The sequence below is a fragment of the Nostoc sp. MS1 genome (genome assembly GCF_019976755.1).
Classification (GTDB): Bacteria; Cyanobacteriota; Cyanobacteriia; order Cyanobacteriales; family Nostocaceae; genus Trichormus.
On sequence record NZ_AP023441.1, the window covers coordinates 6,716,848 to 6,731,977 of the forward strand.

Annotated in this window: 17 protein-coding genes; 5 read left to right on the forward strand and 12 right to left on the reverse strand. The window is 40.7% G+C overall.

The window, feature by feature from the left end; genetic code table 11:
* Nucleotides 1-62 precede the first annotated feature (62 nt).
* Nucleotides 63-1,415 (forward strand): N-acetylmuramoyl-L-alanine amidase, encoded by a 1,353-nt coding sequence (locus NSMS1_RS29075; RefSeq protein ID WP_224088292.1) that lies wholly within the window; start codon nucleotides 63-65, stop codon nucleotides 1,413-1,415.
* Between the two features lie 47 nt (nucleotides 1,416-1,462).
* Here NSMS1_RS29075 and NSMS1_RS29080 read toward each other — a convergent pair whose 3' ends face one another.
* From NSMS1_RS29080 to NSMS1_RS29100, 5 genes are all read right to left on the reverse strand, one after another.
* The gene (locus NSMS1_RS29080) at nucleotides 1,463-2,485 is read right to left on the reverse strand and encodes a tetratricopeptide repeat protein (RefSeq protein ID WP_224088294.1); all 1,023 of its coding nucleotides are present in this window, start codon (nucleotides 2,483-2,485) and stop codon (nucleotides 1,463-1,465) included.
* A gap of 816 nt (nucleotides 2,486-3,301) precedes the next feature.
* Entirely contained in the window at nucleotides 3,302-3,511 is a 210-nt protein-coding gene (locus NSMS1_RS29085; protein ID WP_224088296.1) for an acetyltransferase, read from the reverse strand.
* Nucleotides 3,512-3,534: 23 nt separating this feature from the next.
* On the reverse strand, nucleotides 3,535-3,759 hold the full coding sequence (locus NSMS1_RS29090; RefSeq protein WP_411908652.1) for a hypothetical protein: 225 nt from the start codon (nucleotides 3,757-3,759) through the stop codon (nucleotides 3,535-3,537).
* A gap of 55 nt (nucleotides 3,760-3,814) precedes the next feature.
* Nucleotides 3,815-4,123, reverse strand: a complete 309-nt coding sequence (locus NSMS1_RS29095; protein ID WP_224088298.1) for a DUF3181 family protein — start codon at nucleotides 4,121-4,123, stop codon at nucleotides 3,815-3,817.
* 239 nt (nucleotides 4,124-4,362) lie between these two features.
* Nucleotides 4,363-4,620 (reverse strand): hypothetical protein, encoded by a 258-nt coding sequence (locus tag NSMS1_RS29100; RefSeq protein WP_224088299.1) that lies wholly within the window; start codon nucleotides 4,618-4,620, stop codon nucleotides 4,363-4,365.
* A 198-nt stretch (nucleotides 4,621-4,818) separates the two neighbouring features.
* Between NSMS1_RS29100 and NSMS1_RS29105 the strand changes: the two genes are divergently transcribed.
* A complete protein-coding gene (locus NSMS1_RS29105) occupies nucleotides 4,819-5,496 on the forward strand; it encodes a Uma2 family endonuclease (protein WP_224088308.1) in 678 nt (225 codons plus the stop codon).
* On the opposite strand, the gene NSMS1_RS29110 is transcribed toward NSMS1_RS29105, so the two are convergent.
* From NSMS1_RS29110 to NSMS1_RS29120, 3 genes are all read right to left on the reverse strand, one after another.
* The gene (locus tag NSMS1_RS29110) at nucleotides 5,493-5,891 is read right to left on the reverse strand and encodes a response regulator (protein WP_224088310.1); all 399 of its coding nucleotides are present in this window, start codon (nucleotides 5,889-5,891) and stop codon (nucleotides 5,493-5,495) included. The two genes, NSMS1_RS29105 and NSMS1_RS29110, sit on opposite strands and share 4 nt — an antisense overlap.
* 1 nt (nucleotide 5,892) lies before the next feature.
* On the reverse strand, nucleotides 5,893-7,083 hold the full coding sequence (locus NSMS1_RS29115) for a GAF domain-containing protein (protein ID WP_224088312.1): 1,191 nt from the start codon (nucleotides 7,081-7,083) through the stop codon (nucleotides 5,893-5,895).
* A 106-nt stretch (nucleotides 7,084-7,189) separates the two neighbouring features.
* Nucleotides 7,190-7,399, reverse strand: coding sequence for a hypothetical protein (locus NSMS1_RS29120; RefSeq protein ID WP_224088314.1), 210 nt, complete (start codon nucleotides 7,397-7,399; stop codon nucleotides 7,190-7,192).
* Between the two features lie 208 nt (nucleotides 7,400-7,607).
* Between NSMS1_RS29120 and NSMS1_RS29125 the strand changes: the two genes are divergently transcribed.
* Nucleotides 7,608-9,332: an NFACT family protein gene (locus NSMS1_RS29125; RefSeq protein WP_224088315.1), complete on the forward strand. Its 1,725-nt coding sequence runs from the start codon at nucleotides 7,608-7,610 to the stop codon at nucleotides 9,330-9,332.
* A 106-nt stretch (nucleotides 9,333-9,438) separates the two neighbouring features.
* Here the strand turns inward: NSMS1_RS29125 and NSMS1_RS29130 are convergent, their stop codons facing one another.
* Nucleotides 9,439-9,969 carry a DUF4330 domain-containing protein gene (locus tag NSMS1_RS29130; RefSeq protein WP_224088317.1) on the reverse strand — a complete coding sequence of 177 codons (531 nt, stop codon included), beginning with the start codon at nucleotides 9,967-9,969 and terminating at the stop codon, nucleotides 9,439-9,441.
* 309 nt (nucleotides 9,970-10,278) lie between these two features.
* On the opposite strand from NSMS1_RS29130, the gene NSMS1_RS29135 reads away from it, so the two are divergent.
* Nucleotides 10,279-11,130, forward strand: a complete 852-nt coding sequence (locus NSMS1_RS29135) for a M48 family metallopeptidase (protein ID WP_224088319.1) — start codon at nucleotides 10,279-10,281, stop codon at nucleotides 11,128-11,130.
* Nucleotides 11,131-11,266: 136 nt separating this feature from the next.
* On the opposite strand, the gene NSMS1_RS29140 is transcribed toward NSMS1_RS29135, so the two are convergent.
* A complete protein-coding gene (locus NSMS1_RS29140) occupies nucleotides 11,267-12,022 on the reverse strand; it encodes a metallophosphoesterase family protein (RefSeq protein ID WP_224088321.1) in 756 nt (251 codons plus the stop codon).
* Nucleotides 12,023-12,225: 203 nt separating this feature from the next.
* Here NSMS1_RS29140 and NSMS1_RS29145 point away from each other — a divergent pair, with 203 nt between their 5' ends.
* Nucleotides 12,226-12,510: a DUF2470 domain-containing protein gene (locus NSMS1_RS29145; RefSeq protein ID WP_224088323.1), complete on the forward strand. Its 285-nt coding sequence runs from the start codon at nucleotides 12,226-12,228 to the stop codon at nucleotides 12,508-12,510.
* A 93-nt stretch (nucleotides 12,511-12,603) separates the two neighbouring features.
* On the opposite strand, the gene NSMS1_RS29150 is transcribed toward NSMS1_RS29145, so the two are convergent.
* On the reverse strand, nucleotides 12,604-13,884 hold the full coding sequence (locus NSMS1_RS29150) for an O-antigen ligase domain-containing protein (RefSeq protein WP_224088325.1): 1,281 nt from the start codon (nucleotides 13,882-13,884) through the stop codon (nucleotides 12,604-12,606).
* A gap of 34 nt (nucleotides 13,885-13,918) precedes the next feature.
* Entirely contained in the window at nucleotides 13,919-15,112 is a 1,194-nt protein-coding gene (locus NSMS1_RS29155; protein WP_224088327.1) for a GumC family protein, read from the reverse strand.
* Nucleotides 15,113-15,130 lie beyond the last annotated feature (18 nt).

Genomic DNA, 15,130 nt, shown 5'->3' on the forward strand with positions numbered 1-15,130 from the left:
GTCTAGCCAAGAATATTGTATAGAATTGCTTACGCTTAATTTTATCAGAGGCATTACGGAACATGGGGCGTATTTTTATTTCAGCAGCTCACGGAGGCCGGGAGGTTGGGGGTATAGATCCAGGTTCAATCGCTGGGGGAACGACGGAAGCTAGAGAGATGATTTTGCTGCGGGATTTGATTGTGACAGAATTGCGATCGCGCAGTTTTGAGGTTTTGTCTGTTCCTGACGATTTGAGTGCGGCTGATACGATCGCTTGGATCAATTCCCGTGGCCGTCGCGGTGATGTCGCCCTAGAAGTTCATGCTGATTCCGCTAGTAGTCCTAGTGTACGTGGGGCTAGTGTCTTCTACATTGCCAATAACAACGAGCGTAAAAGCAATGGTGAACTGCTATTAGTCGGACTACTGCGCCGCGTCTCTCAACTACCAAACCGAGGTGTTAAGCCAGATACAGATAGTGGTTTGGGTAGATTGGCGTTTTGTCGGCAGATTACAATTGCTTCGTTACTCATGCAGGTGGCTTTCCTCAGCAGCCCAGAAGATAGGGCTTTGCTGCAAAATCGTCGCCGAGACTTCGCATTGGGTATTGCCGATGGTTTAGCTTCATGGAGTCGAGTCATTGACCCTAATCCGGGAACCCCAGCCGACCCCAACTATCCACCTATCAACATTAACATTAACGGACAGAATTACGCAGAGCAAGGAATCTTAGTCAATGGTAATGCTTACATCCCTATTGATTTAGTTGATCGTCTGCGGATTGATTTATCAAAAGCACCGAATGTCAACCGTATTACATACCGCCGAGTTGTATATATTAAAGCAGTAGAATTGCGAGATTTTAGTGTCGCAGTTAGCTGGGATGCAGCAACACGTACCGTTACCTTACGTTCCAATTTGGTAGTTTGCCCTGGTCAAATCGATAGAATCATATCGAATGGCACTACCTCAGAAGTACAGATGCAAATCTTCTTGAGAAACAATAACGAGAATGCTTTAGCCCAATTTCCCGATATTCCCAAACTCTATCGAGAAGAAGCAGGTGCAGAGGGAGTAAATTATGACATTGCTTTCTGTCAAATGTGCGTAGAAACAGGCTTTTTACGCTTTGGTGGAGATATTAAAGCAGAACAAAATAACTTTGCTGGCTTAGGTTCTATCGGTGGTGCGACCGAAGCCGCTTCTTTCCCCAGCGCCAGAATTGGTGTAAGGGCGCACATCCAACACCTCAAAGCCTACGCCAGCCTCGAACCCTTAGTCAATGAAGTAGTAGATCCAAGGTTTCGCTTCGTCACCCGTGGCGTTGCTACTAAAATTGACGACCTTTCGGGGCGCTGGTCAGCCGATTTAGATTACGGGGCAAAAATTACAGCAATGGTCAAGCGTTTGTATGAGTCCGCAGGATTGTTGTGATGGGGACAGTTAACTGTTAACAGTTAACAGTTAACTGAATATTGCCCTTACAAAGCATCCATACACTGTTTGACTTTCTCAAAGATGGACTGATCTTCGATTTGCTCTGCTAATTCTTGAGCATTGCGATAGCACATTAAGGCGAACTTTTTGCGTTTTGTGGTTACATAAAGGTTGCCCATATTCAACAAAGTAGAAATTTCTCCTAAAGAATCTCCTAGATGTTGATAAATAGCCAGTGCTTGTTTGTAGAATTTCAGCGCTTTACGGTGACTGCCCAATTTATAATAAGTAAAGCCGATATTGTTGAGAGTTGTAGCTTCACCTGGGCGATCGCACATTGCCTGACGTGTTAACAAGACTTGATGGTAAATTAACAAGGCTTGTTTAGGTTGTCCTAAGTCAAGATAGGTAGACCCGATGTTATTCAAGGTGATAGCTTCACCTGTAATATTCTTGGCAGCTTTTTGAATCGGTAGTGCTTGTTGGAGATATTGCAGCGCCAACTCAAATTGACCTAAAGCACTGTAGGCAAATCCCATACCATTCAGGGTGGTGGCTTCACCGGAAAAGTCTCCTAAAAAGCGTCGCATTGCTAAGATTTGATTTTGCAGTAAAAGCGATCGCTTAGGTTCACCCAATCTGACATAAATTAACGCCATATCATTCAGGGTAGAAACTTCGCCTGGGGTATCTTGCAGATCCCTAAAGGTTTGTGCCGCTTTATCAAAATATTCCAATGCTTGAGAAAGTTTCCCCAGCCGACTACAAGTCGAACCCAAATTACTTAAAGCTGTAGCTTCTGCTTGTATATTGCCAATTTCTACAGCCACAGCCAAAGCTTGATGGAAACACTCTAATGCTTTTTGTGGTTGCCAGCATCCAAGATATGCTAAACCGATATCGTTTAACGTATGACCTTCTCTAGCACGGTCTGGAATTGATCTGGCTAATTGTAAATTTTCCGTTATCAAATCGAGATATTCTTGAAATTTTCCCTGCTTGTAGTAGGTATTAGCTTCATTACGACGTTCTTCCCAAACACTAACTCGATTGCAAGGTTGCGTCATTTGACCTCAGTTGTACAGCAGATAGATTGGCTGGTCACTCTTGAGCATATAGAACCTAAGATAGGTTCCCTAACTTTAAGTTAACCTTTATTTTCTACCTTTAGATACAAGACGTAAAGAGATAGCAATGGTATGTATAGGTCTTAATAAAGCAATAATAAGCAGTCCCACCAGCAAAAGATATGATTTCGGCAATTATGTCGAATTTTCTTAACTTTGCTCTAACTTAGGGAATACCAAAGAATAAACTGTCCAAATTGACTGTTAGTAAGGTGCGTCGGTCTAAATATTTTTTTGCTGAAGCTAGGGTTTTTCATACTGACGCACCCTTGTATATTAAGAGAGTCTTTTTCAAGAAAATATCTATCAGTAGCCAATCGAGCCATCAAATTTACGAAAAAGTTTACCCATTTAATTCTGGGTCATATTTGGCACTGTTTTGCGGTTATCTAGGAGTTGATTTTAATGCAAGAAATTTGCCTCAATGATTAGTCATCAAGTTTCTTCAATTCCTTGATATACAAACTTTCTAACTTTATTTTCCTGTCAAAATCACCTTAATGATATAGCTTGTCTTATCCCAGTCAGGTATAGGTAAGAATAATTAAATGCAGATGAACGCAGCGAAAAGTTCTGTAGGAGGGTTTCCCTCTCTTACGAGACGCTTACGCGAACCGTAGGAAACTTTTCAAGACAGATAAACGCAGATAAATTTGTACCTCAACAGACTAGGAAACCCTATAAGCTGAATAAAAAGACCCCCAACATTTTTATAACAGTTAGAGGTCTTTTTATTTATAAACTAAGTTTGGAAGCTTAAGCTTGCCTATAATTTGCATCTAACCAACAACGTGGCAGACTTTCCCCAGAAGGGAAGACAAGATTTGCTTTGTTGAAAGAATCAGTATCTTGTTCTTCTTGTCCTTTTTGATCCTTTGCATGAACAATATCATTATTGGGATCAATCAACTCCTGGATATCAACAATCTTCACTAAATCGCTACTGTCTTTAATTTGTAAAAGCATACAGATGTCCTCACTATTAACTTTTAATCAGACTCTTCAACTAATCGCTTAAAGCGCATATACGCTTCTTCTGGTGTTAAAGGTTCAGAGTTTGTTTCGTTGGGTATGTAATATTGTCTGCTATCAGGAAAATAACGGACAACAAAACTAGGTATGAGATGGAGTTTTACAGCTTCTTTGCCTAATTTATCTGCTGTTTCTGCCAGACTATATTCATCATGAAATTCATGGGCAGGTATATATGTCACCTCCTAATTTCAGGGGTGTAAAACAATTAAATGCGGCAGTAGTTTTAGTAAAAACTTATATTTCGCGTTGATATTTTTCTAAAATATCAACCAGATGTACCTGGCATTGTAGGGGGAGTAAATCAATTAAAGAAAGTTCTCTTCTACCACCACCAATTTTTACGGTAATAGATTCTAATACTTTTAGAACTCGGTCTTCAGTGACAGAGTTAGTAGTAATTAAAGGATACAACTGTTCTGCAACGACGGTATGCAGTTTGGCATCAGATAAATATAGATGCCATTTGGCAATATCTATATAAACATTTTCGCCAATCTCGGCCGCTAGGGCTTCTAGCAGTTCTGTAGTGTTAGTCTTAGCCATAAAAATCACCCTATATGAAAAAGTGCTGAGTTTTGTTAGCGGTAGCGAGGCGTTCAGCTCGTGCTGAGTTTTGAGTATTAATTTTTCCTCTGCCCTTAGTCTCTAGCCTCTAGCCTCTAGCCTCTTTTCCCTTACTATTAGTGAACTTAGTTGATAACAACTACTCAACATTATCGCGCAATTTAACAGATGACTGTACAACCACAGGTTACAATTGCCCTAGCGTGGTTAGTCCATCTTCAGGTGGATTTAGGCGGTGTAGGGGAATAATCGGCGATCGCCGCAATATAAATTAGATGTCCTAATAATACTATTCCCCAGCCAGCCGTTAATGGCGGAAGCCATTCCCATGTGGCATGTGTGAGGTTATGGAAAAACCATAAACCGGAGTTAATCGTTGCAGCTACGGCTACATGAACAGCAAAGTTCATCCGGTCATCTAACTTACGAAAATCTGGGTCACTGCGATCGGGTTTACGAGGCCAACGAGGAGGCATAAATATTTGTTACACATTTCAACACACCCTAATTATAAGCTGTTGCGGATCTAAGCTGCATATATCTTGGTATAGCTTGTTGACGGTTAACTGTTAACCATCAACGGTCAAAAAAGCTTGTGTGTTAAGCATAAAAACAAAAAATCTCAGATTTTTGCTGCCATAATTAAAGGTAAAATCAACACTGGGTTAAATCCTATGACTGTCTACGGGCAAATAGACCCTAATATTCTTTATCCTGACAGCGACGGCAAGCCAATGGCAGACAATACAGAACAATTCCGTTGGATTGTCTTAATTAAAGAAAATTTAGAGATTTTATTTGCTAGTAATGACAATATATTTATTGCTGGAGATTTGCTTTGGTATCCTATTCGCTCTCAGCTAATTGCACCAGTTGCACCCGATGTTATGGTTGTTTTTGGTAGACCAAAGGGTAAACGCGGTTCATATCGTCAATGGCAAGAAGATAATATTCCCCCACAAGTAGTTTTTGAAATTCTCTCCCCCAGTAACGATAGCAAAGACATGGATCGCAAACTTGAGTTTTACGATACCTACGGGGTGGATGAATATTATTTATATGACCCTGAAAGTTTTCAACTAGATGGCTGGGTGCGACAAAATGAGCATTTAACTAAATTGTGGCAAATGGACGGTTGGGTTAGTCCTCATTTGGGAATTAAATTTGCAACTGGTACGGGAGAACCAATCATTTACCGTCCAGATGGACAAAAGTTTTTAAACTCCGTAGAACTAAACCAACGGGTAGAAGAAGCTGAGTTGTTGTTAGAACAAGAACGCCAACGTGCAGAACAGTTAGCACAATACTTGCGTAGTCTTGGTGTTGATCCCAATAACCTGCCGCCAAGCTAAAAGATACTGGCTGAGTTGCCAGAACTAGCATAAGCAGACTCTACCATCTTCAATAACTTAGGAATTTCATAGGGTTTATTAATAAAATGAATCACACCCAAGGTTGAAGCTAATTCCTCCAGATAGTCGTGTGCTGTGGCGAAGACAACGGTTATCTTAATACCTTTTGTTTGTAAATATTGATACACTTCAACCCCCGTTAACTCTGGCATTCTATTATCCAAAATCAATAGATCCGGTTTGTGTTCAATTACTTTTTCTACAGCTTCTTTACCATTACAAGCCTCGTATACTTCCCAACCTTCTTCTGCCAATACGAAAGAAAGCATGATCCGGCTGTCATCATCATCATCAGCAATTAAAACTTTCCCTTTGCCTAAATTCTGATTGTTCATGTTACTTAATTGTTATTGGTAAAGAAAATGTAAACGGTGTTGGTTCCACTGAATATGTGTTTAAAACTGCAACAGGCATAAATCTTATTAGTATATTTTCGGAATTTAACATCCTATGTACAGTTATTTCTAGTGTTCCCCCTTTACCAGCGATCTCAAAACATTCCAAAAAATAACGTAACAAACGGCGTAAAAGACTTGCTGTTTCGGTAATTACTGTAATTTCCTCTTGCCAGTTCGTGACTACCTCTACCTTACGGATGGCGGCTTCAGTAGATAGTAATTCCACTAAATCTTGGATAGTATCCGTTAGGGAGATAGTTTCAACTGAGCCGATATGATTGGAAGCTAAGTTACGCCAGATTTCGCCTTGACGTTCAAACGTGCGAATCGATTGTTCTGCCTGTTGCAATAACTGTTTGGCATAATCTAGGCGATTTCCTGCTACTAAGCGAGAACTAACTTCTAACTTTAAGCGTGCAGCATGATGTGCTTGGATAATATCCTGACGAAGTTTCTCTAATGGTTGATAGTCATCAGGATGTGATACCAGTACATGATGAATATCTTTTTCTAGGTTTGCGACTAAAAGTTCTGCTTCAACTGCATGAGATGCACATAATAAGATTTCTTTTAAGCGCTTTCCTGCATCCTGACGTTGTGATGAGATACTGAGGACTCCCACAATCTCTTGTTTTTCGTTACGTATAGGAATACCTTGACAGGTAAAGGGATGAAAGCCATCAATAAAATGCTCATTAGTAACAATTTCTACATAATTTTCTTCTGCTAAGGGTGTACCGATACCATTAGCGCCAGCTACGCTTTCGGATAATAAAGAACCAGCTTGGGGAAATGATTCTGTATTAATAGTTTGTTTATCGCCAGTTAAACCTAGCAAAACCGCATGGCGATCGCTTAACATTACAGCATGAGGTTCTTTACCAGCAGCCTGAGATAAAATGTGAAAATAAGGCTGCACCGCATTGAGCAAATATCCATGCTGCTCAACTAAACGCTCAGTCTCTAAAATTGAGAGTTTTTCTGCCTGTAGTGCGTGGGGATTTGCTCCTTGCAGGTGGGATCTCTCCCAAGCGCGGTAGACGGTTGAACGCAGCATTTTTTGAGGTAATGCGCCTGTACTTTTATATACACGTCCCGCTTCTAACGGATCATGGTCTAAAGTGGACATGGCTTTAATTTGTTACTGAGAATTTATAAGTATTCTCATATTAAGGTCGGAGGCTGTTATAGTCAGCTGATTTACTATGACTGGGATAAAGATTTTGTTAAATTAGCTAATCAATAATACTTAAATTTTTAGAAGCTGAGAATCCCAGAAAATAAAATTTGACCGTACTAATTTTAGATTTTAAATTTTGGATGATTTTTGGTTCAAGCCCAGCCCCTGGTGGAGCCACTCTCGTGGGCGGGTTTCCCGACTTGAGAGAAGTGGCGTGGCGGAACAAATCGCGCTGCTTCGTCAATCCAAAATCTCCAAGCTGCATCCCCTTGTGGGTGCAGTCAATCCAAAATCGTCAATCCAAAATCTAAAATTGTTTGACTGCTACAGCACAGCGTTAATCAGCGTAAAATTAGCAGTATCAGTTTTCATCCTGCTATTAGTAAAATAGTTAGCCATTGTAAATCAACGAAAGGCTGATACTGTATTCATTGTGAATTTTGCATGTCCCCGATGGGGATAGACTTATTTTTGTGCAACCAGTAGACTTTACTACCCTAACAGCTACTTGTAGCGAACTCCGCGCTCATTGGCTACCATCGCGCCTAGAGCAAGTTTATCAGCGCGATCGCTACACTATTGCTATAGCCTTACGTACCCTCAACAAAAGAGGCTGGCTACAAATATCTTGGCATCCTCAAGCCGCGCACATCTGTATTGGTGATCCACCTCCACGCGCCCCAGATACGTTTACTTTCAGCCAACAATTAGTTCACCAGTTGGGAGGATTAGCCTTAGTCGCCATTGAAGCGATCGCACCGTGGGAGCGTGTGATTGATTTACAATTTGCTCGTCGCCCTGGTGATGAGGTGCTGTATCACATCTACGCGGAAATCATGGGCAAATACAGTAATGCAATTCTCACCGATGCCAACAATTTAATTATTACTGCCGCCCATCAAGTGAGTCAGCAACAATCAAGCGTGCGTCCCATACTCACCGGACAACCTTACGAAACACCACCAAAACTAACTGGTACTATCCCCAGTTTGCAGGAAAGCCAAGCACGTTGGCAAGAAAGGGTGAGTTTAGTCCCAGGCGCAATTAAGCGTCAGTTACTTAAAAGCTATAGCGGTTTGAGTGCTGTCTTGGTAGAGTCGATGTTACTGGTATCTGAGATTCCACCAGAAACTTCTACTGATACTTTGACTGCTGAAGACTGGCAAAGATTATTTGCACGTTGGCAAGAATGGCTACACGCTTTAGATAGTGGGAAATTCCAACCAGCTTGGATGAATAATGGTTATACAGTTATGGGTTGGGGTGCGATCACACCAACCAAAGATATTCAAACATTAATCAACGAATACTATACAGCACAGCTAAATCAACAATTATTTGCCCAATTAAGGCATCAATTAACTCAGAAATTGAGTAATATTTTAGGTAAATTGCGTAACAAAGCTCAAACTTTTAGCGATCGCCTACAACAATCAGATCGGGCTGATGAGTATCGGCAAAAAGCTGATTTATTGATGGCACACCTACAAAATTGGGAACCAGGAATGACAGAAATTATCATACCTGATTTTGAGACAGGGGAACCTGTAGCGATCGCCCTCCAGCCAGATAAAAACGCTGTGCTGAATGCCCAAAATCTCTACAAACAGCACCAAAAACTCAAACGCGCTCGTGCAGCCGTCGAACCACTACTACAAGAAGTACAATCAGAAATCGATTATTTAGAGCAAGTAGAAGCTGCCATTGCCCAAATAGATAAATATCAAACAGCAGAAGATTTGCAAGCCTTAGAAGAAATCCGTGACGAACTAATTGGGCAAAAATATTTAGAAGAATTAGAGTATCGCAGCCGCAATAACAACGAAACTGCAAGTACAAATTTTCACAACTATCGTACCCCTAACGGATTTCTAGTTTTAATTGGTCGCAACAACCGCCAAAATGACCAATTAACATTTCGTGTAGCCGGGGATTATGACTTATGGTTTCACGCCCAAGAAATCCCCGGTAGCCATGTACTATTGCGTTTAGATCCTGGTGCAGTTCCAGATGCGAATGACTTGCAGTATGTAGCCGACTTAGCCGCTTACTACAGTCGCGGTCGCCAAAGTGACCAAGTACCAGTGGTATACACTGAACCCAAATACGTTTATAAACCCAAAGGCGCTAAACCAGGAATTGCCATTTACAAGCAGGAACGCATTCTTTGGGGAAAACCGCAGTCGGTTGGTTATTGAGGAGGCAGGAGGCAGGAGGCAGGAGGCAGGAGGTGGGGGGAGATGAGGGAGAAATCCTTACTCACAACTCAGCACTCACAACTGTCAACTGTCAACTGACCACTTCCTAACCTTGCAATCTGATATCGATAACAGTTGCATTGAAATTGTAATTGAAGCCTTCCAGTTCAAAAGGCATACCAATTTTTACTTTACTATTACCTAAAACTGGCCCATCTTCAGTAACTTGTGCTTTACCATCTAAGGTTAACAGCATATCTGTACTGAAGTTGTTAGCTTTGGGATCTGGTAATTCTTTAACAGAACCATCTGGTTGAGAAACTACTACTGTTCTGGGTAGAAGTTGTACAGATTTAATTTCAATCTCACCGTAAGGTTGGTTACGAATAATAACTTTAGTTTTACCGCCGTCTTTCAACCCCTTTTCTTCTAATTTTTTGGGATCGCGTACATTTAAGCCACGAACAACCAAGTCTACCTCTATGGGTACAGTTTTAGCATTGAGTTGAGCAACACTACTAGAAGTCCCTGGAAATACGAAAATACCAAATATAACTAACACAATAACTAGCAAAGCACCTAAATCAAGGATATTTACTTTGCCAAACAAGCGACCTTTGGAATCTAAAATAGCCATAAAAATTTTCCAGATCAACGGGAAGTAATTGATTCTAACAACAAGTTTTACCAACTACACAGCAAATTTTCCACTAATGGCAGTGGCAGTTACGCCGCCAGTGTATCACGAGTTGCGAAATTGGGAGCGGGGAGATGGAGGGAAGTAGGGGGAGTGGGGAGAGATGAGGAAGATGGGCATAATAACTATGGACTGTAGACTAATGACTAATGACTGATGACTAATAACTAGTTAATAATGCAACTTAGAAAATGTACATGCGTCATATTAATTAATGTTCTCCCGAAATTGTCTTCTAACCGGATTGATATGAATAGGAAAGACTTGGTTGCAAATTATCGTGTGTGGCGGCGGCGTTGGTTGTATCCATTAATTTCGGTGGTTGTCGCTTTAAGCTTGTCTCTAGGTACACCAATAGTTGGCAGAGCTTTAGATTTGCGTCCGCTTTTATTACAGGGTGTGCAAGTACTTCAGCTGTCTAATATATCCGATCGCCAGGAAGTAGAATTAGGCGGTCAGATGAATCAAGAACTGCGTGGTCAAGTGAGAATTTCCCGCAATGAGGCACTTACCAACTATGTAGAAAGAATTGGACGGCGTTTGGCAGCAAATAGCGATCGCCCTAATCTTCCTTATACATTCCAAGTAGTGGAAGATGATGCTGTAAATGCCTTTGCCACTTTAGGCGGTTTTGTTTATATCAACACAGGTACTATCAAAACCGCAGACAATGAAGCGGAACTAGCCAGCGTGATGGCTCATGAGATCGGTCATATTGGTGGTAGACATCTAGTAAGACAGATGCGCCAAAGAGCGTTAGCTAGTGGTGTCGCCTCAGCCGCAGGTTTAGACCGTAGTACAGCAGTGAATATTGGTGTGGAATTAGCTCTCAACCGTCCTCGTAGCCGTCAAGATGAATATGATGCTGATGCAAGGGGATTAAGAACTTTAACTAGGTCTGGTTATGCTCCTTCTGCAATGGTTTCCTTTATGCAGAAGTTGCTCAAACAAGGAGGAAGTGTACCAACATTTTTGAGTACTCACCCCGGAACTAGCGATCGCATCACTTCTCTAAGACGCGAGATTAATTCTCAATCTAGTGGAGGACGAGACGGGTTAGATAATGCCGCCTATAGAGCAAGAATCCGGTCAATATTGTAGGTGTGCTTTTAGCGGTAGCGGGGCGATGAGCAGCGTCCTGAGTGGGGAGTAGTTAGTTAAATCCTCCCTGCTTCTACTGATTTTCTGGTAGTCAGTTATTGAAATTTTGAATTTTGAATTTTGAATTTTGAATTGTTTACGCTCGCTGCTTGCTACGACGAACCGCTATTTTTTCTGGATCAACTTGAACTACTCCTTCTTCTAAGGGTAAGGTGCGTAAATCATTTGTAAAAATATTAATTTGATAAATTAGGTTATTTGTAATATCTAATGCTGTTAACCATCCGCTACGGGGATGGTATGCACCTGTATCTATATCAAGCCAACCCTGACCTTGAGCTACTTGACCAGGATTGACACCAGGGAAGGTGAAGGTAATCGTATGACCGATAATGATCAACTTGTCAGAAAAGTATGGCTGGCGAATACTGTGAAAATCTTCTCTAATCCAGCAAAATTGCTCGGCGGTTTGTTCTGATAAGGATAGGCAAGGATCAAGACCAGCATGGGTTAACCAAACATCGCCCAAATCAATATATGTGGGCAAACTTTGCAACCATTCTAAATGTTCTTTGGGAATACTTTTATCTTGGTAACTGGCCATAGTTGCATGACCGCCACTGTGTAACCAAGCTTGCATTGTAGCGGGGGAAAAATCATTGCTGAGAACGTTGAGTAACATCTGTTCGTGGTTTCCCAACAGACACAGATAATTATTGTCCTTGACTAAATCAATTACGTATGAGCTATGGGGGCCGCGATCAATTAAGTCTCCCAAAAAATATACTTTGTCATTGGCTCCAGGAGCGATCGCTTCTAACAAAGTTATCAATCCTTCGTAGTGTCCATGCACATCCCCAATAACTATTTGACGTTGACTAGTTTGGCTCATCGGTTCTCACTGGAATAACTCAGCTTAATACTTTTGCTACAGTTTAATTGGTAAGGATTCCGCAACTATTGATAAAAACCTGCTAGAAGAATTTAAAACTATTTTAGATTTTTTTATATAAATACAGTTTTTACTACAGAGGTAAATGTAGTCTTGATTAGCTTAAAATTTATTGAGTTATTTTACTGATTCCTCATCTTACAATGTCTGACCAGTTTTCTACGGAAATTAGCTCACGCATTTGCAACCACATGAATGAAGACCATGCTGATGCGGTAGTTCTCTATGCTCAAGTTTTTGGTGGAGTTAGTCAGGCTTCATCCGCTCAAATACTGGCAATTGATGCACAAGGTATGGATTTAACGGCTGAAGTCAATGGGGCATCTGTCCCTGTTCGTGTCCAGTTTGACCATGTTTTAGCAGATGCAGAAGATGCTCATCAAACTTTAATTGCAATGGTTAAACAAGCAAGAGTTCAGGCGAAGTAGGTGCGTTTGCCCTGCGCTAACACCGGAGTTAGACTTCAATAGCTTTGGGTTCTAACTCCTGTAAGCGACGAATCGTCTTTGCCTCCAGTCAAGTCAATCTTGGCAACCAATACCCATTACTAATAATCCTGGCCAATATAAGTACACTAAGATTTCTAAATTCTCGCCAAAAGTATAAAGAAAAAGAATCATCACCACACTCAAGCCTACTTGTGCAGTCGGATATTTACTATTCATCGACTTAATAAATAAATAGATAAAGCTTAAAGCCATAGGAACAGCCAATGCCATAAAGCCAACAATTCCTTTGACAAACAATACACCAGCCCAGGTATGATGTGAACCGATGGGCATGTGTTCAACAATGTGCGGTCCATCTTCAACTACTCCATGCCCCCAAATCGGCGCTTCCGCTTTCCAGCGATATATAGCAATTCGTTTTAACGCCATACGTACCCTTGTTGAACCTGCTCTTGCTGCTTTGAAGCCTTCCCAAAAATTATTGAATGCAAGAATAATTGATGGGGAAAAAATACCTGCAAGATAACTGGTAAATCCCAAACAAATTAACATTTTTGGTTTATTTAGACTAGAAAAAACTTTCGTGAGTAAAGGAATAATGACAATACAAACTTGAGCCAAACGCGACTTACAAACAAAGCACATGAGTATGGAACCAACTAAGCCAAACAAACGCCACTTTTGATTTTTTTCTTGTAAAGCCAGCATAAAATAAACATTGCCAACAAATCCTAATGCTGGCCCCCAAGGAGTAAATAATCGCCAGCGTAAATCACCTGTACTACCGTCAATTTCATAGAGAGGCACATCAAAAAATTCATTACCCGGCCCCCCAACGGCTTTGAGTGGTGAAACATAGAGGATTTGCGGTAAATGTAAAGAAGGAGTTAATAGTAAAAAAGGTGTAATTAAAAGGGTATGAAACCCGACCACACAAACAGCCCGGTAAATTATTTGTGGTCTAATTTTTAAACAACCTGCCAAGGGATAGAGAGCTAATGCAGCCCAACCTTTAGCCCAACCAATAGAAGATTTAATTATTAGTCCTGTTTCGAGGTTGTAGTCTAAATGCCCAGCTATTAAAGCTACTTCCATGAGCAACATACCTACAACCCAAACCCAAAGAATCCAAGAAATAGAAATTTTTTCCTCGGAAGGAGTATCTTTGGTTTGAGCCAAGATTTTAATTAATAAAAACAGTAATAACAACCAGCCAACAAGAGAGCCAACAACGTATAAACCACCCACTACCCAGATAAAATAAGTATTGGCGATCGCCCACCAAACAACTTTTTCTGGTATATTCTCCGGTTGGATATCCTCTAAAGGATTCGCTTTAATTAGTTTCCACATTAATAGTTAATTACGAATTATAAATTACGAATTATCAAGATATCCACTTAGACAACTTATCTATCCAAGGTTTGCGAATCCACAGTAAAGACAAGCCGAGGGTAGTTAAGACAGAACCAGCCGCAGAACCAGCTAAAATAAAGCCCTTCTTAGGTGCAGTGGGTTCTTCTGGGGTATTGGGTTCTACTAACATCTGCACTAAAGGATAGGCAGCAAAAATATCTCCTTGCCCTAAATCTAATTTGGTTAAAGTAGACGCGAACATTGCCTCAGCAATCTGTTCATCTCGTTTTAGGTTTTCTAAAATAGATTGTTTTCCAGAAAGACTTTCTAGACGCTTTTCCAAACTATTAATTTCTGCATCTAAGGTTTTAACTTGAGATATAAGCCCTTGTTGATCAGATTTATAAGCAACTAAATTCTGTAATAAAGTATCTCGTCCTGAACCGTTCACGGCTAAAGCTAAACGGTTTAATGTATCTGTAGTCATAGGTTTTTCTAATAAAAGTTCACTCCGTTGTAGTAAGGCAGCCAAAGCAGCTTCCTGTCTTGAGCTTTCCTTGACTACTTGAGGATGGTTAGGACCGAACTTAGTCATTAAAATTTCCAAGCTGGCTGTAGCTTCACTATAATCTTTGAGATTCTGTTGAAAAATTTGGTCTACACGTAACAAGAAAGCATCTGCGGCTTCTTGCGGAGATAAACCTAAGTTTTTAACCAGCTGTTCTAATCTTTGGCTAGTAGATTTTTCTTGCGCTCTTAGTTCTGCGCGTTGTCGTCGTAATTGCTCAATATTTGATGAGAGATTGCCTATTTGGTCGGGAAAACTTAGCCCAGAACGCACTTTATATTCTGAAAGGTGTTTTTGTGCCTGTTCTAATTTTTGTTGGGCGGAACGTAAAGTTTTTTCCGTTGGTTTCTTACGTTGGTTAAGTTCTCCTTCTCGTAAAAGATTAATTTGATTCATCATCGCCTGATACAAAGCTAAGGCTTTATTCCGTGTTTCTTGGGGGCTTTTACCAGTAATTTCAATCTTCATGATTGTGGTATTGTCCAAAAGTTTGATCCGGGGTTTGCCAAATTGTGCTTCTGGTATTTTGGCGATTGCAGCTGCTTGTTTAATTACTACATCGCTAGTAAAAATATATTCATAATTTGCCCTGGCATCATAAGTAGAACCACCCATAGCAGAACTACTGGAAGATGTCGCTTGACCAATACCTGGCAAATTAACGTTGACACCAAA

Excerpts from the sequence above, each read along its gene's own strand:
- NSMS1_RS29115 (WP_224088312.1), bottom strand. The coding sequence starts at position 7,083 with ATGTCCACTTTAGACCATGATCCGTTAGAAGCGGGACGTGTATATAAA.
- NSMS1_RS29085 (WP_224088296.1), bottom strand. The coding sequence starts at position 3,511 with ATGCTTTTACAAATTAAAGACAGTAGCGATTTAGTGAAGATTGTTGAT.
- NSMS1_RS29135 (WP_224088319.1), top strand. The coding sequence starts at position 10,279 with ATGAATAGGAAAGACTTGGTTGCAAATTATCGTGTGTGGCGGCGGCGT.
- NSMS1_RS29145 (WP_224088323.1), top strand. The coding sequence starts at position 12,226 with ATGTCTGACCAGTTTTCTACGGAAATTAGCTCACGCATTTGCAACCAC.
- NSMS1_RS29130 (WP_224088317.1), bottom strand. The coding sequence starts at position 9,969 with ATGGCTATTTTAGATTCCAAAGGTCGCTTGTTTGGCAAAGTAAATATC.
- NSMS1_RS29110 (WP_224088310.1), bottom strand. The coding sequence starts at position 5,891 with ATGAACAATCAGAATTTAGGCAAAGGGAAAGTTTTAATTGCTGATGAT.
- NSMS1_RS29080 (WP_224088294.1), bottom strand. The coding sequence starts at position 2,485 with ATGACGCAACCTTGCAATCGAGTTAGTGTTTGGGAAGAACGTCGTAAT.
- NSMS1_RS29105 (WP_224088308.1), top strand. The coding sequence starts at position 4,819 with ATGACTGTCTACGGGCAAATAGACCCTAATATTCTTTATCCTGACAGC.
- NSMS1_RS29150 (WP_224088325.1), bottom strand. The coding sequence starts at position 13,884 with ATGTGGAAACTAATTAAAGCGAATCCTTTAGAGGATATCCAACCGGAG.
- NSMS1_RS29095 (WP_224088298.1), bottom strand. The coding sequence starts at position 4,123 with ATGGCTAAGACTAACACTACAGAACTGCTAGAAGCCCTAGCGGCCGAG.
- NSMS1_RS29100 (WP_224088299.1), bottom strand. The coding sequence starts at position 4,620 with ATGCCTCCTCGTTGGCCTCGTAAACCCGATCGCAGTGACCCAGATTTT.
- NSMS1_RS29075 (WP_224088292.1), top strand. The coding sequence starts at position 63 with ATGGGGCGTATTTTTATTTCAGCAGCTCACGGAGGCCGGGAGGTTGGG.
- NSMS1_RS29120 (WP_224088314.1), bottom strand. The coding sequence starts at position 7,399 with ATGCAGCTTGGAGATTTTGGATTGACGAAGCAGCGCGATTTGTTCCGC.
- NSMS1_RS29140 (WP_224088321.1), bottom strand. The coding sequence starts at position 12,022 with ATGAGCCAAACTAGTCAACGTCAAATAGTTATTGGGGATGTGCATGGA.